Origin of the sequence: Streptomyces sp. NPDC048473, assembly GCF_043200155.1 — a bacterium.
GTDB lineage: Bacteria > Actinomycetota > Actinomycetes > Streptomycetales > Streptomycetaceae > Streptomyces.
Window position 1 is genome coordinate 85,080 of sequence record NZ_JBICXE010000005.1, and the last position, 23,073, is coordinate 108,152.

General features: G+C 69.6%; 17 protein-coding genes. 5 read left to right on the plus strand and 12 right to left on the minus strand.

Annotated features, from left to right (window positions below):
- Window positions 1-107: 107 nt before the first annotated feature.
- The 3 genes from ACGFU7_RS10915 to ACGFU7_RS10925 all read right to left on the minus strand — a co-directional run bounded on the left by ACGFU7_RS10915 (window position 108) and on the right by ACGFU7_RS10925 (window position 3,701).
- Window positions 108-875, minus strand: coding sequence for an enoyl-CoA hydratase-related protein (locus tag ACGFU7_RS10915; RefSeq protein ID WP_351791277.1), 768 nt, complete (start codon window positions 873-875; stop codon window positions 108-110).
- Between the two features lie 87 nt (window positions 876-962).
- On the minus strand, window positions 963-2,216 hold the full coding sequence (locus ACGFU7_RS10920) for an Ig-like domain-containing protein (protein WP_393694398.1): 1,254 nt from the start codon (window positions 2,214-2,216) through the stop codon (window positions 963-965).
- Between the two features lie 261 nt (window positions 2,217-2,477).
- Window positions 2,478-3,701: an Ig-like domain-containing protein gene (locus tag ACGFU7_RS10925; RefSeq protein ID WP_393694400.1), complete on the minus strand. Its 1,224-nt coding sequence runs from the start codon at window positions 3,699-3,701 to the stop codon at window positions 2,478-2,480.
- Between the two features lie 153 nt (window positions 3,702-3,854).
- On the opposite strand from ACGFU7_RS10925, the gene glgX reads away from it, so the two are divergent.
- Window positions 3,855-6,089 carry a glycogen debranching protein GlgX gene (glgX, locus tag ACGFU7_RS10930; RefSeq protein ID WP_393694402.1) on the plus strand — a complete coding sequence of 745 codons (2,235 nt, stop codon included), beginning with the start codon at window positions 3,855-3,857 and terminating at the stop codon, window positions 6,087-6,089.
- A gap of 24 nt (window positions 6,090-6,113) precedes the next feature.
- Here glgX and ACGFU7_RS10935 read toward each other — a convergent pair whose 3' ends face one another.
- The 4 genes from ACGFU7_RS10935 to ACGFU7_RS10950 are packed head-to-tail and all read right to left on the minus strand — an operon-like array spanning window position 6,114 to window position 9,778.
- A complete protein-coding gene (locus ACGFU7_RS10935; RefSeq protein ID WP_393694404.1) occupies window positions 6,114-6,764 on the minus strand; it encodes a response regulator in 651 nt (216 codons plus the stop codon).
- Between the two features lie 19 nt (window positions 6,765-6,783).
- Window positions 6,784-8,073, minus strand: a complete 1,290-nt coding sequence (locus ACGFU7_RS10940) for a sensor histidine kinase (RefSeq protein WP_393694406.1) — start codon at window positions 8,071-8,073, stop codon at window positions 6,784-6,786.
- 24 nt (window positions 8,074-8,097) lie between these two features.
- Window positions 8,098-8,874, minus strand: coding sequence for an ABC transporter permease (locus ACGFU7_RS10945; RefSeq protein ID WP_393694408.1), 777 nt, complete (start codon window positions 8,872-8,874; stop codon window positions 8,098-8,100).
- A 1-nt stretch (window position 8,875) separates the two neighbouring features.
- On the minus strand, window positions 8,876-9,778 hold the full coding sequence (locus ACGFU7_RS10950) for an ABC transporter ATP-binding protein (protein ID WP_393694410.1): 903 nt from the start codon (window positions 9,776-9,778) through the stop codon (window positions 8,876-8,878).
- A 185-nt stretch (window positions 9,779-9,963) separates the two neighbouring features.
- Between ACGFU7_RS10950 and ACGFU7_RS10955 the strand changes: the two genes are divergently transcribed.
- Window positions 9,964-11,835 (plus strand): ABC transporter ATP-binding protein, encoded by a 1,872-nt coding sequence (locus tag ACGFU7_RS10955; RefSeq protein ID WP_393694412.1) that lies wholly within the window; start codon window positions 9,964-9,966, stop codon window positions 11,833-11,835.
- Window positions 11,832-13,703: an ABC transporter ATP-binding protein gene (locus ACGFU7_RS10960; protein WP_393694414.1), complete on the plus strand. Its 1,872-nt coding sequence runs from the start codon at window positions 11,832-11,834 to the stop codon at window positions 13,701-13,703. Before ACGFU7_RS10955 ends, ACGFU7_RS10960 begins: the two co-directional genes overlap by 4 nt.
- Here ACGFU7_RS10960 and ACGFU7_RS10965 read toward each other — a convergent pair.
- From ACGFU7_RS10965 to ACGFU7_RS10985, 5 genes are all read right to left on the minus strand, one after another.
- A complete protein-coding gene (locus tag ACGFU7_RS10965; protein ID WP_393694416.1) occupies window positions 13,642-14,319 on the minus strand; it encodes a hypothetical protein in 678 nt (225 codons plus the stop codon). The two genes, ACGFU7_RS10960 and ACGFU7_RS10965, sit on opposite strands and share 62 nt — an antisense overlap.
- Before the next feature lie 109 nt (window positions 14,320-14,428).
- Window positions 14,429-15,628: a hypothetical protein gene (locus ACGFU7_RS10970; protein WP_393694417.1), complete on the minus strand. Its 1,200-nt coding sequence runs from the start codon at window positions 15,626-15,628 to the stop codon at window positions 14,429-14,431.
- 30 nt (window positions 15,629-15,658) lie between these two features.
- Window positions 15,659-19,024: a protein kinase gene (locus ACGFU7_RS10975; protein ID WP_393694419.1), complete on the minus strand. Its 3,366-nt coding sequence runs from the start codon at window positions 19,022-19,024 to the stop codon at window positions 15,659-15,661.
- 55 nt (window positions 19,025-19,079) lie between these two features.
- Window positions 19,080-20,291: a hypothetical protein gene (locus ACGFU7_RS10980; RefSeq protein WP_393694421.1), complete on the minus strand. Its 1,212-nt coding sequence runs from the start codon at window positions 20,289-20,291 to the stop codon at window positions 19,080-19,082.
- Window positions 20,292-20,643: 352 nt separating this feature from the next.
- Complete coding sequence (locus ACGFU7_RS10985) at window positions 20,644-20,784, minus strand: hypothetical protein (protein ID WP_393694422.1); 141 nt, start codon at window positions 20,782-20,784, stop codon at window positions 20,644-20,646.
- A 152-nt stretch (window positions 20,785-20,936) separates the two neighbouring features.
- On the opposite strand from ACGFU7_RS10985, the gene ACGFU7_RS10990 reads away from it, so the two are divergent.
- Entirely contained in the window at window positions 20,937-21,158 is a 222-nt protein-coding gene (locus ACGFU7_RS10990; protein ID WP_393694896.1) for a histone-like nucleoid-structuring protein Lsr2, read from the plus strand.
- Between the two features lie 872 nt (window positions 21,159-22,030).
- Window positions 22,031-23,053 carry an alcohol dehydrogenase gene (locus tag ACGFU7_RS10995; protein WP_393694424.1) on the plus strand — a complete coding sequence of 341 codons (1,023 nt, stop codon included), beginning with the start codon at window positions 22,031-22,033 and terminating at the stop codon, window positions 23,051-23,053.
- The last annotated feature ends 20 nt before the right edge of the window (window positions 23,054-23,073 follow it).

The window sequence follows — 23,073 nt, forward strand, 5'->3', positions numbered from 1 at the left end:
GGGATTGCCACCGCACCCGGACAGCTGAGCCTTAAGGTTCTCTTAAGGCTCAGCTAATCCGCCCGCACGGATGAATCCACGTCAGTCTGTGCCCAACTGGCGTTCGGTCAGAGGAACTTGGCCTTGCCCGGACCCTCTTCCACAAAGCTGCGCATTCCGCGCTCCCGGTCCTCGGTGGCGAACAGACCGGCGAACCAGTTCCGCTCGATCGTGAGCCCGGTGTCGATGTCCGTCTCCAGACCGGCGTCGACGGATTCCTTGGCGGCGCGCAGCGCGAGGGCGGGCCCCTTCGCCAGCTTGGCGGCCCAGGCGTGTGCCTGCTCGTACACCTCGGCGGCGGGCACCACGCGGTCCACCAGACCGATCGTCAGGGCCTCCTCGGCCTTCACATGGCGGCCGGTGAAGATCAGGTCCTTGGCCCGGGAGGGGCCGATCAGCCGGGCGAGGCGCTGGGTGCCGCCCGCGCCGGGAATCAGTCCGAGCAGGATCTCGGGCTGGCCCAGCCTGGCGTTGTCGGCGGCGATCCGGAAGTCGGCACAGAGCGCCAGCTCGCAGCCGCCGCCCAGTGCGTAGCCGGTGACTGCGGCGACGACGGGCTTGGGGATCCGGGCCACCGCGGTGAAGGAGTCCTGCAGTGCCTTGGACCGTACGACCATCGCCGTGTGGTCCATCGCCTGCATCTCCTTGATGTCCGCGCCCGCCGCGAACACCTTCTCGCCGCCGTAGAGCACCACGGCGCGCACATCGTCGCGCCGGGTCGCCTCCTCGGCGAGTTCACGCAGCCGGTCCTGGGTGGCGACATCCAGGGCGTTCATGGGCGGCCGGTCCAGCAGGATCGTGCCGACGCCGTCGCGTACTTCGAGGGTTACGGTCATGAGAGGCAGGTTAACCGGCGCTAACGACGGCGGGCCCGGTGCTGTTGGTCACAGCACCGGGCCCGCTCGTACTCCGTACGACGGGAGCTACTTGGTCCACTCCGACCAGGACATGTTCCAGCCGTTGAGGCCGTTGTCCGGCGCGATCGTCCTGTCCTGCGAGTTCTTCACGACCACGACGTCACCGATGAGCGAGTTGTCGAAGAACCAGGCCGCCGAGGTCTTCTTGCTCCAGGCGCCGCGCACGTCCTGCAGACCGACGCAGCCGTGGCTGGTGTTGGTCGAACCGAAGACGCCGGGGCTGCCCCAGTAATTGCCGTGGATGAAGGTGCCCGAGGCGGACAGGCGCATCGCGTGCGGCACGTCCTTGATGTCGTACTCGCCGCCGAAGCCGACGGTGTCACCGTTCATCCGGGTCACCTTGAGCTTCTCACTGATGACCATCTGGCCGTTGTACGTGGTGGTCGCCGGGGCGCCCGCCGAGATCGGGATGTCCCTGATCTGCTTGCCGTCGCGGACGACCTTCATCCGGTGCGTGCTCGCGTCGACGTTGCTGACCTGCCTGCGGCCGATGGTGAAGGAGATCGTCTTGGCCTGCTTGCCGTAGACGCCCGGGCGTCCCTCGACGCCGTCGAGGTTGAGCTTCACGGTCACCTTGGTGCCCGCGGCCCAGTACTCCTCGGGGCGGAAGTCGAGGCGGTCGTTGCCGAACCAGTGGCCCTCGACCGGTACGGACGGCTCGGCCGTCACCTTGATGGCGTTCTCGACCGCGGCCGGGTCGGTGATGCCACGGGTGAAGTGGATCGAGACGGGCATGCCGACGCCGACCGTGGAGCCGTCCTCCGGGGTGTACTGCCCGATGAAGGTGTTCTGCGGGACCAGTGTCGTGAAGGTGGTGTCCTTCGCCGACTCACGGCCCTTCGCGTCCTTGGCGACCGCGTGGACCGTGTACTTGGTCGCCGCGGCCAGATGCTGGTCCGGCGTCCAGCTCGTGCCGTCCGCCGCGATCTTCCCCTCGATCTCGGCGCCCTTGGGACCGGCGACCCTGACCGTGGTCAGCTTCCCCTGCTCGGCGGAGATCTTCAGTGCCCCGCTGGTGGCGACGGAGTCCGCCCCGTCCTTCGGTGCGATGGTCACCACGGCCTGCGAGGCGGTGGTGTCATCGACCTTCGCCCCGCCCTTGCCGTCCTTGCCCGCACTGCCGGCGTCGTCTCCCCCGCCGCACGCCGTCACCAGCAACAGCAGCGCACCCAGTACCAGAGCCAGCAGTCCGGTGGCCCCTCGCCCACGCCGCCCGCTGTTCGCCCCGGCCGATGTCCCCGATATCGGCTGCCCGTTCAATGTGCTCGTCTCCCCTCACACGGCCTGGCCCCGCCAAGGCCCTGGGAACCCGCAGGCCCCCGCCCCCGCGCGCTGCACATGCGCGCTCAGCAAAAGATAATCACACCGCCCATGAGGAGATGACCCCTCGGATGTCACCGTTCAGTCCCAACTTGTCCCGGGACTTCGCCAGGTGGCGCGGGGTACCGGTGCGGCGGGGCCGTCGAGGGCCTGTCCGCGTGCTGATCCGCCGGACAGGCCCGGGGGGAATCCGACGGGGCCTCAGCGGAGGGCGGAGCCGGCCTTCCACCGGGTCCAGTCCAGATTCCAGCCTCCGAGCCCGTTGTCCGGTGCGACCTGCTTGTCCTTGGAGTTGACGACCTCGATCACATCGCCGACGAGTGTCCGGTCGAAGAACCAGCCGGCCGGGGTGTCGCTGCTGCCGCCCTGCACATCGCGCAGCCCGATACAGCCGTGGCTGACATTGGTCGAGCCGAAGACGTCGTCGTCCGACCAGTAGTTGCCGTGCACGAAGGTGCCGGACCTGGTGAGCCGCAGGGCGTGCGGGACGTCGTCGATGTCGTACTCGCCGCCGAAGCCGACCGTCCGGCCGTCCATCCGGGTCACGTCGTACATCTCGCTGACGACCATCTTCCCGTTGTACGTGTCCATCCCCGGGTAGCCCGCCGTGATCGGGACCGTGGAGACGAGTTCGCCGTCGCGGTGTACCTCCATCGTGTGTGCGGCCGCGTCGACCAGGGACGTCTGGGAACGGCCCACCTTGAACGTGACCGTCTTGTCCTGGGTGCCGTACACATGCGGCGCACCCTCCACATCGCGCAGCCCCACCTTGACGGTGACCTCGGTGTCCGGCTTCCAGTAGGCGGCGGGGCGGAAGTCGAGGCGGGCGTTGCCGAACCAGTGACCCACCACCCCGACCGCCGGTACGGAGGTCACCCGGATGGCCCGCTGCACGGCCGCACGGTTCGTGACCGGGCGGTTGAAGTCGAAGGAAACGATCATTCCGGTGCCGACCGTGGACCGGTTCTCCGGTTTGAAGTAGCCGATGAAGCGGTGCTCGGGGACCGTCGTGGTGAACGTGGTGTGGCGGGCCGAACGGTGCCCGGCCCCGTCCAGGGCGACCGCGTCGACGCTGTACTTGGCGGCGAGCCTGAGCCTGCCCGCCTCCCCCCGGGGCGTCCAGGACAGACCGTCGTACGCGATCCGGCCCGGCACCGCCTGGCGCTGCGCGTCCTCGATCCGCATCACCTTGACGCTCTCCAGCCGCCCGTCGGGGACCTTCACCTCCATCCGGTCGTCCGGACCGATGTTCTTCGCCCCGTCCTTCGGGGTGATCACGATCGCCTCCTGCGGGGGGCGCGCCTTCCCGCTGAAGATCGATCCGGCGCCTGTGCAGCCGGCCAGTACGGCGAGCACGGCGAGCAGTCCTGCCCATGTCAGCACGGTGGCCGAGCTCGCCACCGCCCTCTTCGCTACGTGGTTCACGTCCCCCCAACGACGGGGGCCGGTCGGGGGAAACGTGAGGGCGGGCCCCCGCGTGGGCAGAACAGAGGGGAGGACCACACTCGGGGAGCCGCGGCCGGGACGCCGCGCGCTCCCTTTCGGTGCCGGTCCCCACGAGCCGCGGGAGGCGAGCAGGTGTCGAGCGCAGCCGAGCAGAAGGCAGTGCAGGAAACGGAAACGGCGGCCGGGCGCACGCGACGGCGGGAGGCCGCGCCGACGCGGCCGCCCGCCGTGTGGCCCGGCGCCCCGATGCCGCTCGGGGCCCGCTTCCGGGTGGGCCCCGACGGGGTCGCGGGCACCAATTTCGCGCTCTGGGCGGGTGGCGCGGAGGCCGTCGAACTCTGCCTCTTCGACGAGGACGGGAGCGAGACGCGCCTTGTGCTGACCGAGCTGACCCATGAGATCTGGCACGGCTTCGTGCCGGGCGTGCGGCCGGGTCAGCGGTACGGCTACCGGGTGCACGGCCGCTGGGATCCCTGGACCGGTGCCCGCTGGAACGCGGCCAAGCTGCTCCTCGATCCGTACGCACGGGCCGTGGACGGATCGTTCACCCTCCCGGCCGAGGTGTACGGCCATGTGAGGGACTGGCCGCACCAACAGGTCGCCGACACCGTGCGCGACGAGCGGGACTCCGCTCCGTACGTGCCGAAGGGTGTCGTGGTCCACGATGACGACGACTGGGCGCAGGACCGCCGGCCCAAGACCCCGTGGGCGGACTCCGTCATCTACGAGCTGCATGTGCGCGGCTTCACCAAGCTGCATCCGGGGATCCCTGAGGAGCTGCGCGGCACGTACGCCGGTCTCGCCCACCCGGCGGCCATCGGCCATCTGCAGCGGCTCGGGGTGACAGCGGTGGAGCTGCTGCCGGTGCATCAGTTCGCCCACGAGGACCATCTGCTCCGGCGCGGACTGCACAACTACTGGGGCTACAACTCCATCGGCTACTTCGCCCCGCACGCCGGCTACTCGGCGAGCGGGACCACGGGCCAGCAGGTCGGCGAGTTCAAGCGGATGGTGCGGGCCCTGCACGACGCCGGGATCGAGGTGATCCTCGATGTGGTCTACAACCACACGGCGGAGGCGAGCGAACTGGGTCCGATGCTGTCGCTGCGCGGCATCGACAACCGCGGCTACTACCGCCTCCAGTCCGACGCCCGCAGATACGCCGACTACACCGGCTGCGGCAACACCCTGCATGTCGTCCAGCCGCACGTCCTGCGGCTGATCACGGACTCGCTGCGCTACTGGGTCACGGAGATGGGCGTCGACGGCTTCCGCTTCGATCTGGCGGCCGCACTGGCCCGCTCGATGCACGACGTCGACATGCTCTCCCCGTTCCTCGCGGTGATCGCCCAGGACCCGGTGCTGCGCCGGGTGAAGCTGATCGCCGAGCCGTGGGACGTCGGCAACGGCGGCTACCAGGTGGGCGCCTTCCCTCCGCTGTGGACCGAGTGGAACGACCGCTACCGGGACGCCGTACGGGACTTCTGGCGCGGCGCCCTGCCCGACGTACGGGATCTCGGCTACCGGCTGACCGGATCCAGCGATCTGTACGCGTGGGGCGGCCGGCGCCCGTACGCCTCGGTCAACTTCGTCACCGCGCACGACGGCTTCACCCTGCGCGATCTGGTCAGCTACGAGCAGAAGCACAACGAGGCCAACGGCGAGGGCAACCGGGACGGCACCTCGGACAACCGGGCCTGGAACTGCGGCGCCGAGGGCGAGAGCGACGACGCCGGGGTCAACGCGCTGCGCCGCCGCCAGCTGCGCAATCTGCTCACCACACTGCTGCTGTCGACGGGTGTGCCGATGCTGGTCGCGGGCGACGAGATGGGCCGTACGCAGGGCGGCAACAACAACGCGTACTGCCAGGACAACGAGGTCAGCTGGCTGGACTGGTCACTGCTCGACCGGCCCGAGTGGCGGGCGCTGACCGAGCTGACCTCCCGGGTCCTCGCCCTGCGCCACACCCACCCGGTGCTGCGCCGCCGCGCCTTCTTCTCCGGGCGGGCACAGGCGGCGGACGGGCTGCGGGACCTGGCGTGGTTCACCCAGCAGGGTGCGGAGATGACGGAGGAGGACTGGTACGCACCGGCGGCGACGGTCGGGCTCTATCTCTCCGGACGCGACATCCCCGGCCGGGATGCGCGCGGCGAACCCGTCACGGACGACAGCTTTCTGGCGATCCTGCACGCGGACCACCGGCCGAGCGGCTTCCGGCTCCCCGGGCCGCCGTGGGCGCAGAGTTACGAACTGGTCCTGGACACCTCGCGGGAGGACCAGGCCGTGGCACCCGGCACCGTCCACCGCGGCGGCGGGATGCTGACCGTGCCGGCCAGGTCGGTGCTGCTGCTGCGGGTCAGGGAGTGAGGCGGTGCGCAGCCCTTCCGGGGTTCAGCCGAGGATGCCCCGGTCGTAGCCGACCGCGACGGCGGCGGCACGGTCCTTGGCGCCCAGCTTGGCGAAGATATGGGTGAGATGGGTCTTCACGGTGGCCTCGCTGATGAACAGCTCCGCGGCTATCTCACGGTTCGAGGTGCCCTTCGCGACGAGTTCGAGCACCTCGCGCTCACGGGCCGACAGCGACTCGTTGCCCGGGGCCGCCGGGGTGCGCACCCGTGAGATGAGACGGGAGGCGACGGCGGGCGAGAGCACGGTGCGGCCGTCGGCGGCGGCCCGGACGGCGGTGAACAGCTCGTCGCGGGGCGCGTCCTTGAGCAGATAGCCGGTCGCGCCGGCCTCGATCGCGGGGAGGGTGTCGGAGTCGGTGTCGTACGTGGTGAGGACGAGCACCTTGGACCGGGCGCCGCGCCCGGTCAGTTCGGCGATGGCGGCGACTCCGCCGCCGCCCGGCATCCGCAGATCCATCAGGACGACATCGGGGTCCAGCCGGGCGACGAGGCCGACGCCCTCCACCCCGTTCGACGCCTCCCCGAGGACCCGGAAGCCGGGTGCCGAATCGAACATGCCACGCAGACCGTCCCGTACGACGGGGTGGTCGTCGACGACGACGAGCGTGATGACGCGTGCGGAATCCTCAGCCATGGCAGGCCAACCGTACTGGTCATCGGCTGTGCTGAACCAGTGGCACCCGGGCGCAGACCGCCGTGCCGCGGCCCGGCTCCGTCTCCACCTCTACGGTGCCCGCGATGCGTTCGGCGCGGGCCCGCATGCCGCCCAGCCCGAAACCGCCCGCCCCGCTGTACGGCGGCAGGGCGACCGGGTCGAAGCCGCAGCCGTCGTCCCGTACGTCCAGGGTGAGTTCGTCGCCCATGAAGGACAGAGTGATGCCGACCCGTGAGGCCCCGGCATGGCGGCCGGCGTTGGCGAGGGCCTCCTCGGCGATACGGAGCAGGGTGGCGGCTATCTCGTCGTGCACCGGCTCGGCGGTACCGGTGACGGTGAACTCGGCCCGGACCGCGTGGCGTTCCCCCCAGCCGGTGACCGTCTTCTTCAGCGCGCCCGGCAGGTCGTCGTGCTCCAGGGCGGCGGGGACCAGGTCGTGCACCGAGCGGCGTGCCTCGCCCAGGCTGTGCCGGGCCAGCGCGGCGGCGCGGTCGAGGTGCTGCCGGGCCAGTGCCGGGTCGGTGCCGGCGATCGAGGTCACCACCTGGAGCTGGGCGATGATGCCCGTCAGGCCCTGCGCGAGAGTGTCGTGGATCTCGGCGGCGAGTCGGCGACGCTCGTCGGCGACGCCCGCTTCGCGGGCCTGAAGCAGGAGTTGGGCGTGCAGCCCGGCGTTCTCCGTCAGGGCCTGTTCGAGGCGGGCGTTGGCGGACTCCAGTTCGGCAATGGTGTCGACCTGGGTGCGGGTCTGCTCGGCCTCCCGGTTGCCGATCTGGGCGAAGACCATGGTGAGAGTCCCGTGCACGACGAGGAGGATGCCGAAGGCGATCCAGTTCATGAGGGTGACCGGCGGGAGGCCGCTGCCGGACTGCGAGCCCGCCATGATGACGGCGACGGCCAGCAGCCCGACGCGCATGGCCCGTTGCGGCAGCAGCCTGCCGGCATCGAAGTAGCTGAGGACCGCGAAGATGGAGAAGAACGGGTTGCACCAGGTCAGTCCGAAGGCGAGCGACGTGCGGGCGACGAAGTAGAACTGCGCCGCCCGCGACTGCGGGGCCACCGTCGCCCCGGCCCACCCCCACCAGAACTGGAGGACGAGTACCACCGGGACCAGCACCGCGGTGGCGTACACGTCCGAGCGGGACATGATGAGGTCGGCGGTCACGGCCGAGACCGCGGTGGCCAGGCCGAGCAGGCCGTACGGCCCGTACCGGAAGAACCGTTCCCACCACTGCGCGGCCGTCGTCGGTCCGGTGGTGGATGCCACTGCTGTCTCCCCCGTGTTCATGGGTGAAGTCTCCCCCGGATCCGGTCACTCCCACCGGAACAGCCGGGTCGCGAGCAGGGTCGACAGGGCCGCCCACAGCGCCATCACACCCAGCTGGGCCCAGCCGGGCCAGCCCCCCGACGCCGCCCGGTCCAGCGCCTGGGAGGCCGCACCGAACGGGGTGACCTGAACGATGCGCCGGAGGGTGTCGGGCATGGTCTGCACCGGGATCCAGACCCCGGCGGTGAACATCATCACGAGATAGACGACCGAACCGATGGCGGCGGAGGCCTTGGTGGTGCGGGAGAGCGCGCAGAGCAGTGCGCCGAGGGCGAGCACACTCGCCGTCGCCAGAAGCAGCGCCAGGACATAGCCGAAGGGCTGCCCGGGCAACGTGACGTCGAAGGCGGTCCGGCCGACGGCCGTCACCAGCACGGCGGAGCCGAGAGCCGCGGCGCCGTGCAGGGCGAACTGCGAGGTGAGCAGAGCGGACGGCCGTACCGGAGTGGTCGACATGCGGCGCAGGATCCCGCGCTCGCGGTAGCCGGTGAGGACGGGCGGCATGGCCTGCAGTCCGGCCATGATCATGGCGAGCAGCACCGACACCGGTACGTACAGATCGATGACGCGGCGGCCGCCGAGCGCGTCGTCGGGGTGCCGGAAGGACGGGATCAGGCCGAGGATCGTCAGCAGCGCGGTCGGGAAGACGAGGATCCAGAACAGGCTGCCGGGCTCGCGGAGGAAGAGCCGTGTCTCGGTCCTGAGTACCGCTGCCCATGGGGTGGGTACGGCCCGTGCCTTGGCCGGGTTTGCCGTGGTCATCTCAGGCCGCCTGTTCTGTGAGGTCGAGGAAGGCGTCGTCCAGCGTTGCCTCGAAGACGCGGAGTTGGTGTGCGGTGATGCTGTGGCGGGCCAGCAGCGAGATCACCGCGTTGACGGTCTCGTCGGTGCCGTTGATGACGATCCGGCCGTCCTTCCGCTCGACGGAGACCGCCCCGGGCAGCAGGCCGAGCTCGGTGTCGTCGAGCGGCTGGGAAGGCGTGAAGGAGATGACCGTGGAACTGCCGGCCCTGCTGATCAGGCCGGACGGGGTGTCGAGGGCGACAACCTTTCCCTTGTCGATCACGGCGACACGGTCGCAGAGCCGTCCGGCCTCCTCCATGAAGTGGGTGACCAGAAGGACCGTCACGCCGCTGTCGCGTACGTCCTCGATCAGCTTCCAGGTGTCCCGGCGGGCCCGCGGGTCCAGACCTGTGGTCAGCTCGTCGAGGACCACGACCCGCGGATTGCCGACCAGGGCGAGCGCGATGGACAGCCGCTGCTTCTGACCGCCGGACAGTTTGGCGAACCGGGTGCCGTACTTGGTGTGCAGACCGAGCCGTTCGGCCAGCGCGCGCCAGTCGGCGGGGTCCGGATAGAAGGAGCTGTACAACTCCAGCGCCTCGGCCACGGTGAGCTTGGGCTGCAGCTCGCTCTCCTGGAGCTGGGCGCCGAGCAGCCGGGTCACCCGGTCGTGGTCGGCGACGGGGTCGAGACCGGCCACGCGGACCGTACCGGCGTCGGGAACCCGCAGCCCCTCGACGCACTCGACGGTGGTGGTCTTGCCCGCACCGTTGGGTCCGAGGATCCCGAAGATCTCCCCCTCGTCGACGGCGAAGCTCACTCCGTCCACGGCGGGGCGCCCGGCGTAGGCCTTGTGCACCCCGTTCACTTCGATGATTGCCATGCCTACGAGAATCGTGTCGGAGGGACCCGCGCACCATCGTCCATCGCGCTCGAAGCGGCATCGGCCGATCGGTTGATACGGGGTACGACCAACGGGTCCGCAGGGCCGGGTACGGGGCCCGTCACCGCCGGACGGCCGAAAAACCACATGAGCGATGTCAGTGGTGAACCGTAGGCTCGCCTGTGATGCCCGAAGAACATGTAGAGCCCAAGGACCGGTCCACCGCGCGCTCCCTGCTGCGGTTGTGGCCCTATGTGAAACCGGTACGCAAGCGCCTGTTCGGCGCCGCTCTGGTCGCGATATTCGCTTCCTGCACCGGCCTGGTGATCCCTCTCGTACTGAAGTGGATCGTCGACGGCCCGGTGGCGGACGGCGATCCGGGAGGTGTCTGGCTCGGCGGGCTGTATCTGCTGTTGCTGGGCATCGCCGAGGCCGCGCTCTTCGGGGTACGACGGTGGATGGTGGCCCGGCCGCTGGCGGGGGTCGAGGCGGCGATGCGGGCCGACCTGTACCGGCATCTGCAGCGGCTTCCGGTGGCGTTCCACGACCGCTGGCCGTCGGGGCAGTTGCTCTCGCGCGGGACCACGGACCTGATGCTGGTGCGCATGTTCCTGGCCTTTCCGCTGACCTTCCTGCTGGTCAACGGCACGACGATCCTGATCGGTTTCATCATTCTGCTGATGCAGCAGTGGACGCTGGGGCTGGTGCTGCTCGCCCCGGTCGTGCCGCTGGTGATTCTCTGCTCGGTCTTCGAGACGAAGTACACGATCGTGGCGCGCACGGCCCAGGACCAGGTCGGCGATCTGACGACGGTCGTCGAGGAGAGCGTGCTCGGCATCCGCATCATCAAGGGCTTCGGCCGGCACCGCAGCCAGGCCCTCGCGTTCCGTGCCCTCTCGCAGCGGCTGCGCACCACGGAGCTGGGCAAGGCCCGCCTGCTCGCCGGCATCTGGGCCGCCATCACCACGATCCCCGAGCTGGCCATCGGGGCGGCGCTGGTCCTCGGCACCATCCAGGTCGCGGACGGCGGGCTCTCGGCGGGCACGCTGGTCGCCTTCCTCTCCACGGCGCTCGCGCTGCGGTGGCCGATCGAGTCGATCGGCTTCCTGCTGGCGATGAGCCAGGAGTCGGCGACGGCGACCGAGCGGTTCTTCGAAGTGATGGATGTGGCCGAGGAGGACGACACGGCCGCCGCCGACGGCCGCCCGCCGAAGGACACGTCCGGTCACGGCGAAATGGTCTTCGAGGGTGTGGAGTTCCGCTACCCCGACGCGGAGGCCGGTTCCGTACCCGTACTGTCCCGGATCGATCTGGCTATCCGCCCCGGCGAGACGATGGCCCTGGTCGGGGCCACGGGCTCCGGTAAGACGACGCTCACCGCTCTCGTGCCGCGGCTGCACGAGGCGACCGCGGGGCGGATCACGCTGGACGGCAGGGACATCACCGCCATGCCCCGTCAGGAGCTGCGCGAGCTGGTGTCCGTGGCGTTCGAGGAGCCGACGCTCTTCTCGGCGAGCGTCGGGGAGAACGTGCTGATGGGCGCCGAGGGTGCCGGGGAGGAAGAGCTGCGGCGAGCGCTCGCGGTCGCGCAGGCCGACTTCGTGGACGACCTGCCCCAAGGCATCGGCACCCAGGTCGGCGAACAGGGGCTCAGCCTCTCCGGCGGACAGCGGCAGCGGCTCGCGCTGGCCCGCGCCGTGGTCGGCCGGCCACGCTTCCTGGTGCTCGACGATCCGCTCTCCGCCCTGGATGTGCACACGGAGGCGCTGGTGGAGGCCGCCCTGCGGCAGGTGCTTGAGGAGACGACGGCGATCGTCGTCGCGCACCGTCCGTCCACCGTGATGCTCGCGGACCGGGTGGCGCTGCTGTCGGAGGGCCGGATCACGGCTGTCGGCACCCATCAGGAACTGCTGCGCAGCAGCGCGGAGTACGCCTGGCTGATGTCGGGCGCCACAAGCGCACAGGAGGGTGCCCCGGCCGAGGACACCTTCCCCGACCCGTCCGACGAGGACCGCCTTGTGCCGGACGTCCCTGCCGAGAAGGGCCGCACCCGATGACCAGTACGACGACCGGGCCCGCCGACCGGCGCGATGCCCGGAAGAAGGCCGAGAGCCCGTCCCCCTCCGGCGGTGCCGGGGATCAGTTCGACCGGGACGATCTGCCCACGCCCCGTGGTGCGACCCGCGCACTGCTGATGTCGCTGCTCCGGCCGCACCGGGGCCGGGTGATGGTGTCCGCGCTGTTGCTGCTGATCCAGCAGGCGGCGGTGCAGGCGGGCCCGCTGCTCGTCGCGTACGCCATCGACAGCGGTGTTCCCGCGTTCCGGGACAAGGACTACGGGCCGCTGATCGCGGTGGCCGTGGGGTACGCGCTGTGCTCGGCGGCCGCGGGGGCCATGCAGTATGCGTTCATCCGGGCCTCCGCCCGGATCAACCAGGACGTGCTGCTCGATCTGCGCGGGCGGATCTTCCGCCATGCACAGGCGCTGAGCGTGGACTTCCATGAGCGCTACACCTCGGGCCGGCTGATCTCCCGTTCCACCACAGATGTGGAGTCGCTGCGGGAACTGCTCAGCGAGGGACTGCAGGAACTGATCGGCATCGTCCTGTCCTTCGTCTCCATCTCGCTGGTGCTCCTCTGGCTGGACTTCGGTCTCGGCGCGGTCGCGGTGCTCTCTTTCGCGCCCCTGTATGTGCTGGTACGGCTCTACCAGCGGCGGGCCGGAGCGCTCTACGCCGCGCGGTCGACGGCGATCGCCGCGGTCATCGTGAAGTTCGCCGAGTCGATGAACGGCATCCGTCCCGTCCAGGCCTTCCGCCGCGAGCGCATCAACGACAGGCACTTCGAGGACCTCAACCACGCACACCGGCGGTCGAACGGCGGCGCGATGCTGGAGATGGCGCGCTATGTCGTCGGCTCCCGGCTGGTCGCCAACACGGCGGTCGCCGGGATCGTGCTGTGGGGTGCGTACCGCGTGGCGTCGGGCACCCTGGCGCTCGGTGTGCTGGCCGCGGCCGTGCTGTATCTGCGCCGGCTGTACGACCCGATCGACCGGCTCGGCATGTTCCTCAACTCCTACCAGTCGGCCGCGGCTTCGCTGGAGAAGATCGCGGGTCTGCTGGCCCAGACCCCTTCCGTCCCCGAGACATCGGATCCGCGGGAGCTGCCCGCCCTCACAGGTGAGCACCCGGGCCGCGAGGTCGTCTTCGACTCGGTGCGCTTCGCCTACCGGACGGGCGGCGAGGTGCTGCCCCGCTTCGATCTGACGGTCCCGGCCGGCCAGACCGTGGCCGTGGTCGGTTCGACGGGCGCGGGCAAGTCGACGCTCGCCAAGCTGCTGGCCCGCTTCTACGACCCGACCGACGGCCGGGTGCTGCTGGACGGGACAGATCTGCGGGATCTGGCGGTGCCGGAGCTGCGGCGGGGTGTGGTGATGGTGACCCAGGAGGCGTTCCTGTTCTCCGGGACGGTTGCCGAGAACATCGCGATCGGCAGCCCGGACGCGACCCGTGAGGAGATCGAGCAGGCCGCCAAGGCGATCGGCGCACACGATTTCATCGCCGGACTGCCCGAGGGATACGACACCGACGTACGCAAGCGGGGCGGCCGGATCTCGGCCGGTCAGCGCCAGTTGGTCGCGTTCGCACGGGCCCTGCTGGCAAACCCGGCGGTGCTGATCCTCGACGAGGCGACGAGCTCCCTGGACATCCCCGGCGAACGGGCGGTGCAGCGGGCCATGGACACGGTGCTGCACGGCCGCACCGCGGTCGTGATCGCGCACCGCCTGTCGACCGTGGAGATCGCGGACCGGGTCCTGGTGATGGAGCACGGGCGCATCGTGGAGGACGGTGCCCCGTCCGAACTCATCGGCGGCACGGGCCGCTTCGCCGGGCTCCACCGGGCTTGGCGGGAGAGTCTGGCGTGACGGGGAGGTTCACGCCGCCTCTGTTGTCGTGGACAATGGCCTGCCACTCCAGCACAGGGCACGCCGCGACCAACAACGTGTCCAGCCCGTCCGCGCCGTCTGCGGCGAAGCGGCTCAACGCCTCGTCGTGGACGGGGAAGTTGCCCTGTAGCGCGTCGCAGTGGCAGCAGCCGTTGGACAACTGCCGCTCGCGCATGGTCCTGCTGTAGTGGCTCTTGACGGTCGCGGCCAAAGGAGCGTGGCCGTGCTGCTGGAGCAGCCGCCGCACCAGCGCCATCGTCTTGGCGTTGTCCGTGGTGAATAGCCCGACATGGCCGCGGCCGGGCCGCTGCGGGTACAGGCCGATCAGGCACACCGTGTCCTTTCCGCAGGCCCAGCACGCCCGGCTCGGCGTGAGGACGCGCAGAGCCACGGTGGTTGCGCTGCCGGGCGGCGGCACCGTCGGCAACTCGATGGTCTCCGGGTCGAAGTCGTCGACCGCAGCACGGTCATCCACGTACTGGCAGGTCGCACACCGCACTTCCCAGCCTCCGTCGAGACCCTTGCCGAGAAACCCGCCGCTCGCCGCCACCCACACCGAGCACGACGCGCAGCCGCCCGCGAACCGATTCTCCACGCCACTTCCTCCCGGCCGCATTTCCGCATCAGCCCCATTCGAGGAGCCATTCTCGCCCCCGGTCCGGAGCGCTGGCTGATGATCCCCTGGTGTGGCGGACGACCCGGCTTCACAGTTCGATGAGCCGGCTGTAGCGACTGTGGACGGCATCGCGCTCGCTGTCGGGCACAGGGTCGACCGCCAGAGCGATCGGCAGGAGGCCGGCGGACGGGCGGGGGCCGCTGTCGAAGCGCGCTCTCGCCGCGGCGATCTCCTGGTAGGTGCCGATGGTGATGCGTCGTTCCGACGTGAAACTCGGCTCGCCGACGCGGCTGACGACGAACCCACCGTGGCCGAAGACCTTGCGGCAGCTGTCCATGATGCGCCGAGCCGTGCCATCGTCATGGGTCATCACGTGCAGGGGCCCGCTTCCCCAGCACAGCCCGGCCACCATCGACACCACCACCAACAGGTCGCGCCCCGTCGGGCGAGGCAGGGCCCCGAGGGTGGTGCCGTTCCGGTAGAGCATCAACGTCACGGCGATGTGCTCCTCGCCGGGCACGGAACCCATGCCCCTTCGGACCACTTCCATGACCGCCATCAGGGCCTCCGGGTCGACCTCGGGCTCAGGACGTTCGACCGGGACCAGTGAGAACAACACCTCACCGCTGCGCGACAGTTCCTTGAGGCGTGCTTCGGTGACGGCGTCGTGCTTCGGGTCGACCGCTGTGGTAACCCCGACCAGGACATTCCCTGCTGCCTGTACTTGGGAGAGTCCGGCCGCGGAGATCTCCGCATGCCACGAAGTGCCTTCCAAGGGACCGCTCTCGGCCAGCACGGTCAGCCGCGTCGGTTCGAGACGCGCCTTGAGCCCTTCCATGCTGCGGGCCGACGAGGCCTGCCCGGGCGAGACGAATCCGGCACCCGCGCACCTGTTCAACGTGCCGATGCTCCAGGCCTTGCCGAACATGTTCGCCAACGCGTTCGTCCGGATCAGCACCGCTGCCTCGCACGACGGGTTCACGAGCAGCACGGGCGTCCCCCCTTGCCAGTCCACCACGCACGCCCGCCACGTCAGGTTGACCTTGAGGTTCTGGGCCTGCTCAGGCGTGTGGTGCACCCACGCCGACGGGCGGCATTCCTGATGGTGGAGGGTGGCGAAGAGTCCGACGTTCACGTCGTCGATCGCGAGGTTGAGTACATCCGCGCCAGTGATCTCTTCGCCGCAGGTCAGGCAGTCCACGGGCACCAGGTTGTTCCGCAGTCTGTCCATCGTCTCGGTGCCGAGCTCCGCGCGGATGTCGTCGGCGACCTTGAGTTCGTTGCGCATGAGGTTCCCCCAGGTTCTTCATGGTCGGGTTCAGGAGTGCGGCACGCTGAACTCCCAGTCCAGTTCCCACAGGCTCGCCGTGCCGTCGAGCCCGCCGACGAGCAGGTACCGCCCGTCCGGCGTCACCTGCAGGTCGAGCACCCCGCTCTGCCCTGTCTCAAGGGTGTGCACCACGTCACCGGTTCGGACGGACCAGACCGTCACGGCGCCCGCCAGATCGCCCGCGAAGACGAACCGGCTGTCCTGGCTCAGCGCCAGGCACACCAGCCGGTCCGACTGCTCGGCGAACGCGTGCACGCGCTCCCCGGTGCCGGTCCACATGCGCAGGTACGGCGCTTCGTACCCGCACGCGACGATGAGCCGGCCGTCGTCCGACACGCGTACGTCGCGCGGGGCATAGGCGTCATCGACCGGGATGTCGAGCAGGCAGCTGCCGTCGGCCAGGTCCCACAGCCGCAGGGAGTCGTCCGCCCCGGAGACCGCGGTGCGCCGGTCCGCGCTGATCCAGACGGCGTTGACGCGCGAGGTGTGTCCGGTGAGCGTGCGCAGGCGCCGTCCACCGGCCAGGTCCCAGAGGTGGAGTACGTGGGCGGTGTCGGCCGCGACCACCCGGCTGAGGTCGGCGGAGATGGCTGCCGACGTGAGGATGTGCGGGTCGTCCGGGACGAGCGAAGCGACCTCCGCCCCCTCTGATGTCGACCAGACACGCATGGTTCCCGAGGACATCACTCCGGCGGCCCTGCGGCCTTCGGCGTCGAGCCTGGTCGCCAGCACCCCGTCGTCGAGGTCGAACAGTGGCGCACCGCTGTGCAGATCCCACACGTTCGCCCCGAAGAGAGTCCCGCACGTCGCGTATCGACCGTCGTCGGAGAGACTCGTCCCCACCCTGCGCAGTGAGGTGCCGGGGACGGACATCGTCCGTCTGATCCACGCCGTACGCAGTCCGGTTCGGGGGAACTGGTCCGCGAGTTCGCGCCAGGCACGGAGGAGCCGCACGTCACGCTCGTAGCCGGGTAACGCGCGTGCCTCGCCGAGGAGTTGGTGTGCGGTGCGGTAGTGGGTGGCGGCGATGGCCGCCTCGGCCCGGGCCGTCAGCTCGCGCGCCCGGTCGCCGAAGCGGGTCAGGTCGACCACTGGACGGGGGCGGCTCACGCGCAGTGCGGCCGTGTACCCGACAGGAGCGCACAGTTCCCAGGAGCGGACGGTGTTGTCCGCGGCGACCGACCGCGCGTGGCGGCCGTCCGGGGAGAGCCAGACCGCGCACACCCCCGCCGTGTGCCCGTGCAGCGTACGAAGGCAGCGCAGTTCGGTGAGATCCCACAGGCAGACGGTGCCGTCCTCGTTCCCTGTCAACGCCCAGCGGGTCTCCTCGTCGAGAGCGAGCGCCGTGATGCCGGGGAGCGTCGTCATGCGACGCTCGCACTCGCCGGTCCGCACATTCCAGACCCGCACCATCGCGTCGTCACTCGCGACGACCACGCGCGCGCCGTCCGCGGTCCATGCCATGGCCGACACCCGCGCGCAGGATTCCGTGAGCACACGGGAGAGGTCCGCGGAGCCGGGGCACACGAGATGCAGGCGGCCTTCAGTGTCTCCGTGGTAGACGAGGAGCATGGCCCCGTCGGGGCTCACCTCCGCCATCGAGAAGGCCGCGCGTTTGCCCAAGGGCGCACGGAGAACCAGCGCGCCGCGTGGCGCCGTCGTTCCCTGCTGGAGATTCCAGCCGAGCAGTTCGCCGTCCCCCGTCACGGCATACGCTCTGGCCTGGTCAGGGGAGAGGCGTAGGGCACGGACGGTCTCGTTTCCGACCGGGGTGTACATACGGAGCGAGCGCCCTGTCGCGAAGTTCCACAGGCGGATGCACTCACCGCGGGCGAGCGCGAGCCCGAATGTGCCGTCGATGCTGCTGACATCGGCGGACCAGACCCCGCTGTTCTGGCAGCTGTGGAGACACTCCCCCGTGGACGCGTCCCACAGACGGGTCGCGCCGCTCGCGTCTCCGCTGATCACACATGTTCCGTCCCGCGTGAATCCGGCCTGGCCGAAGGGCGGGAGGTCCGGGTCCGGGTACCAGGGCACGGACGTCGTCCCGGCGGCGGAGAAGTGACCGAGGTCCGGGGAGTCCAGAGCCTGCCGCGCGGAGCGCGTCTCCGGTTCATCGGCATGGTCACGCGCGACCAGTTCCAGGACCTCTCGCGCGCTGTCCACGGCGCCGCGCTCGAGATGCGCTTGCACCGTCAACAGGTGCGCGTGCCAGGGGTCTTCGGCATGGCGGCCGGCGACGCGCAGGGCGGAGAGCATGGCGGCGTCACTGATCTCGCCGCGCCGCCACCGTAACAGTCCCGCGTTGTACGTTGCGTCGAGGTGCTGGGGGTCCGCTTCGAGCGCCTTGCGCAACTTGCCGTCGGCCTGCTCCTGTTGCCCGAGGTCAAGCAGGGACAGGGCGCGGTTGTTGTACTCGGCCGCCCTCAGTTCAGCCTGCATGGGCGGTACGAGGAGCGGGGCCCCAGGGGCCAACTGGCCATGGATGGCCTCCAGTTCGCTCGCGATCTCCGCCATCGAGTCGGGCCGGGACCTCGGGTCCTCCGTGAGGCAGCGGTCCAGTAGGAGAGCGAGGGATTCCGGCATCTGCCGTGTCGGTGCGTCGGCGGACGGAGGGCTGTCGTACGTCACGCGGGTCAGCGGTCCGACGGTGGTGGAGGACTGCTCCGACGCGGCCGCGCTGAACATCTCCCGCACGGACACCCCGAAGCTGTAGACGTCGGACGCCCTGCCCAGCGGCCTGCCCTGGAGCTGCTCCGGCGACGCGTACGCGGGAGTCAGACCGCCCACGGACGGACCCCCGGGGGCCGTGCTCAATGCCTGGGCGAGGCCGAAGTCCGTGATCTTCGCAACCCCGTCGACGCCGCTGTCGAGCAGCACGTTGGACGGTTTCACATCACGGTGCAACACGCCGCTGTCGTGGGCGAATTCGAGTCCGCGCGCCATCTGGCAGCTGATCCGCACGATGCGCGTGACGACCGTCTCCGGGTCCCCGGCGTACAGGGCGCCGGTGTCGATGGAATCGCGCAGGCTGCCGCCGCGAACGTACTCCGCGAACAGCCGCGGGACCCCGTTGAGCACGCGCACGTAGTAGCAACTGCAGACATTCGGGTGCAGCCCCAGGGAAACCCAGGTCTGCGCTTCGGCCACGAAGCGTTCCACGTCGGTGGCGCGCGCCACGTGCTGCGGCAGCGGCGACTTGACCGCCAGGTCGATGCCCCATCCCAGGTGCCGCACACGGTGGACGACACCCATCCCTCCATGTCCTACGAGGCGGGTCAACTGGTAGAGCCCGTCGATCACATCACCGGTGTTCCACCCGGTCGACGGCTCCGCGGACGTACTCGTACTCATGCCTTCGTCTCCTCCACGCTGTCAGGCCCCGGCCCCGGGGGAAAACGAGATCGCTTCAGCCGATGGAGAGAGACACGTGATCGTTGAGCACGACGGTGTCGTGTCTCTGGACAAGGACGACCGCGTCTCGGCGCACATCGACGGTCTCGTCCCCGCGAAGCAGCACGGCATTGCCGGCGCCGCTCAGGTGGGTGTACGACCAGCCGTCATCGGAGAGTTCGAGGGCTCCGTGCGTGCGGCTGATGTCGGGCCGACTGATGCTGATGTCCTTGAGGCTGCGCCCAATCGTCACGTAATTCGATTCGGTGCGGTGCGTGGTCACCACGGCGTCGTCCACGACCACTGACACATCGAGGGCGTCCTGGAGGGTGGGACCGCCCGCCGTCAGCTCGCCGTCGTATAGAACGCGCAGAGAGCGAGTGTCGGGGAAACGCAAGACGCTTCCGTCCGGAACAAACACGGTCGTGTCGGGGCGGATCCGCACCCCCTGGTCTTCGCCCGACACGACCGACACGACACAGTCCGAAGACTTCTGGACCCATTGGAAGCCGGGCCGCCCGTCGACGCTGTCGAACCAGCGGAAGGCCCCGACCACGGTGCCGCCGTCATCCGGCCTTCCCACGGCCGGTCCGTCCGCTGTCATGAAGAGCGGCAGGTCCAGCGGACGCCCGAGGTAGAACCGCGCCGCCTCGCCACCACGCCCCTCACGCTGTCCCTCAAGAAGCACAAGAGTGGCACCCGCTTGCGGGGAACTCTCGGCGACCAGCGGCACCCACACGCGCTGCTCTGCGGGCTCCGAGGACGTGCGCCGCAAGAAGCCGCGGGAGGCACTTATCCCCGCCGTCAATTCCAGCCAGCTGTACTGGACTTCGTCCTGACGGACGAAGAACCGGAACTCCCGACTGCCGGCAACTGCACTGCGCCTGCCTGGAATTGTCCACTCCAGGTGGTCCGTTCGGATTCCGACGACGTTGCTGACCAGTTCCTGACGGCTCGTGGTCCGATTCACGCCGCCACCGACTGTGCCGATGCCCGGTGTGACCGAGACGTTCGCGCCGGTCGTCACCTGGGCGTCTACGTACTCCACGGACGGTGACGGCGCACAGGCCACCGGAGTCGGGCAGCCACGAGGCGCATGGAGCCGCGCGGAGACTACCAGGTCGAGTCCGGACTTCGCCTGCACGGACCGTACGGTGACGGGGACAGAGACAGCGAGGAAGCGCGACGCCTCACGCACCGACCCGGTGAGGCCTGCCTCTTCAAGCATCGATGCGGTCGCAGCATCGCAGTCAATCTCGCCTATGACGACCGCCGAAGCTCGTGCGGACCGGCCACTGCCGTGTCCGTGCATCGATCAACCTCCTGTCATTGGATACGAGTTCAGCGCACATTCATCATGCCCGACATCACCAAGCGAGCACCATCTTGAAGTCGTTGGTGAAGATACTGATGTGACGAGCTGTCAGGCGCTCGTGCCGACCGTGGGCGGCTGCTTGTAATACAGAGAGTCTGCCAGCGGTTCACTTCGGGGTTCGCCAGGACCAGCAGGCCGCGCAGGAGGTGGGTGGCGCGGGTGGGATCGGTGCGGAGCTCGCTCATCCGATGCCAGACCCGTTCAGTCACGGCGAGTTCGTCTCGCTCGGCCCGTACTCGGCCAGCTGTTTGACCAGCCGTTCTTCGAGTTCATCCGACTCCGCGCGCCGCGCGGTGATCCGTTCCGCCAACTCGGGATCCGCTATGAAACGGATCGTAGAAGCCACGCGGCGGAAGGCGAGCGAAACCCGGCGCACCTCCTGCCAGACGATCTACACCACAGACAGTCGCCCCCGGCCAGCATAAGTACGCCGGAGGGCGTGCACACCACCACGCCTACCAGCGACTTCAAGTTGGCGCGGTCCATCGACGCCGCGTTCTGGCCCGCCGAGGCTTCACCACCCGTACCGCCACCGACCCCTCTGCCGCCCGGGGCTCTACGCCACAGGACGACACCTCGCCCATCCAGAAACCTCATGGAGGGAAACCGACCGTCGCCGAAGTCCGCTCGTGGGCCCGCGACAACGGCCACACCGTTCCCGCCCGAGGACGCCTTCGCGCCGACATCTGGACCGCCTGGCACGCGGCCCATCCGACCTGACGGCCAGACCGAACGTCACAGAATCGGGCACGGGGCCACGGAGTTGGCGTCGTCGAGACGGGTGCGTTTCTTCTTGAGGGACCTCGCTGCCGGCCAGCGCGGACGTGGTCGGTGCTGGGCACTCGGCGCGTCCTCCTGTGCCGCGCTTGCCGCAGGCACAATACGCTGACCAGGTACTTCTCGCCCCTTCAGAGGAAACGCACCCCGTCGAGACCACGGACACGACGGAACCGCCACTACTCGCAGTCACCGCCACCGACATCCCGGCAGCGGCTTCTGCTCGTGATCGGCCAACACATCAGTGCTCATCACACGCGGATTCCGACGTTCCCGCAGGAACTCGTGCTCACAATTTTGCGCTCCCTACAAGGGCTTCCAGGATCCGCGAATCCGTCAGCAGTGGAGGAAGTTCGTCAGCAGTGGATCAGCAAATCGGCGATCCCTTCAACAACAACTACGTTCGGTAGCGATCTTCGTCGGGTCCCTTTCGGTCTTCCCCAAGGGCCGTCCCGCAAATGATCTTTGAGTGGGTGTGGACACCGGCCACAGCAAGATCATCACTGGGCCGGCCCCCACCGCGCCGGCCCTTGCCGTGCCGTCCGGCGCCGACCGTTGGCGGACTCCGGTCCGGCTGCTGCTGCACGTGGCACCGGGGTGGACGGGGGCGATGGTGAGCGGTGTGCTGATCCTCGCGGGCCTGACCCTCCCGGTGGGCTGGTTCCGCGCCGAGGCGGGGCTGAGTCTGTTCGGCCGGTCGGTGCGGGTGGCGGGTGGCGGGTGGCCCCTCACCCGGACCACCCGGCGCGCGCGATCGTGCCGGAGCTGGTCTGCTGATTCCGGGGGCCGTCCACCCGTATACCGGAGAGATCCAGATGAGCGCCTATCGAGCCGCGCAGGTCGCCACCGCCGGCGGTCCGTTCGAGATCGTCGAGCGCGAGGTGCCGCAGCCGGGCCCCGGCCACGTACGTATGGCCGTGGATGCCTGCGGGATCTGCCACAGCGACGCCTTTTTCGTGAACGACGCGCTTCCGGGCGTACGGTTTCCGCTGGTCCCCGGGCATGAGATCGCCGGGCGGATCGAGGAGCTCGGCGAGGGAACGCAGAGCGCCTGGCAGGTGGGCGACCGCGTGGCGGTGGGCTGGTTCGGCGGCAGCTGCGGCCACTGCACACCCTGCAGGCAGGGCGACTTCGTCATGTGCGAGAACCTGAAGGTCCCCGGATGGGCGTACGACGGGGGCTACGCCGAGACGGTGATCGCGCCGGCGGACGCCCTGGCCCGCATCCCCGACGCGCTGTCGGCGACCGATGCGGCGCCCTTGGGCTGCGCGGGCGTGACCACGTACAACGGGCTGCGGCGCAGCTCCGCCCGGCCGGGTGACCTGGTTGCCGTACTCGGCATCGGCGGCCTCGGTCACCTGGGGGTGCAGTACGCCGCCGCGATGGGCTTCGAGACCGTGGCCATCGCCCGCGGGGCCGCCAAGGCCGACTTCGCCAAGGAGCTCGGCGCGCACCACTACATCGACAGCACGGCAGACACCTCCGTCGCGGACGCGCTGCAGGCCCTCGGCGGCGCCAGGGTCGTCCTGGCCACCGCCGCCAACTCCGGGGCCATCACTGCGACCGTGGAAGGGCTCGCCCCCCGCGGTGAGCTGGTGGTCATCGGAGCGGACGCCGAGCCGCTGGGGATCAGCCCGACTCAGCTGCTCATGAGCGGCAAGGTCGTCCGGGGCCACCCGTCAGGCACCGCGCAGGACGTACAGGACACCATGGCGTTCAGCGCCCTGCACGGGATCCGCCCGATGACCGAGCCCGTGCCGCTGGACGGGGCCGACGAGGCGTACCGGAAGATGATGTCCGGTGCCGCCCGCTTCCGGATGGTGCTCACCACCCGCTGACGCACCCGGCTCCGCACAGG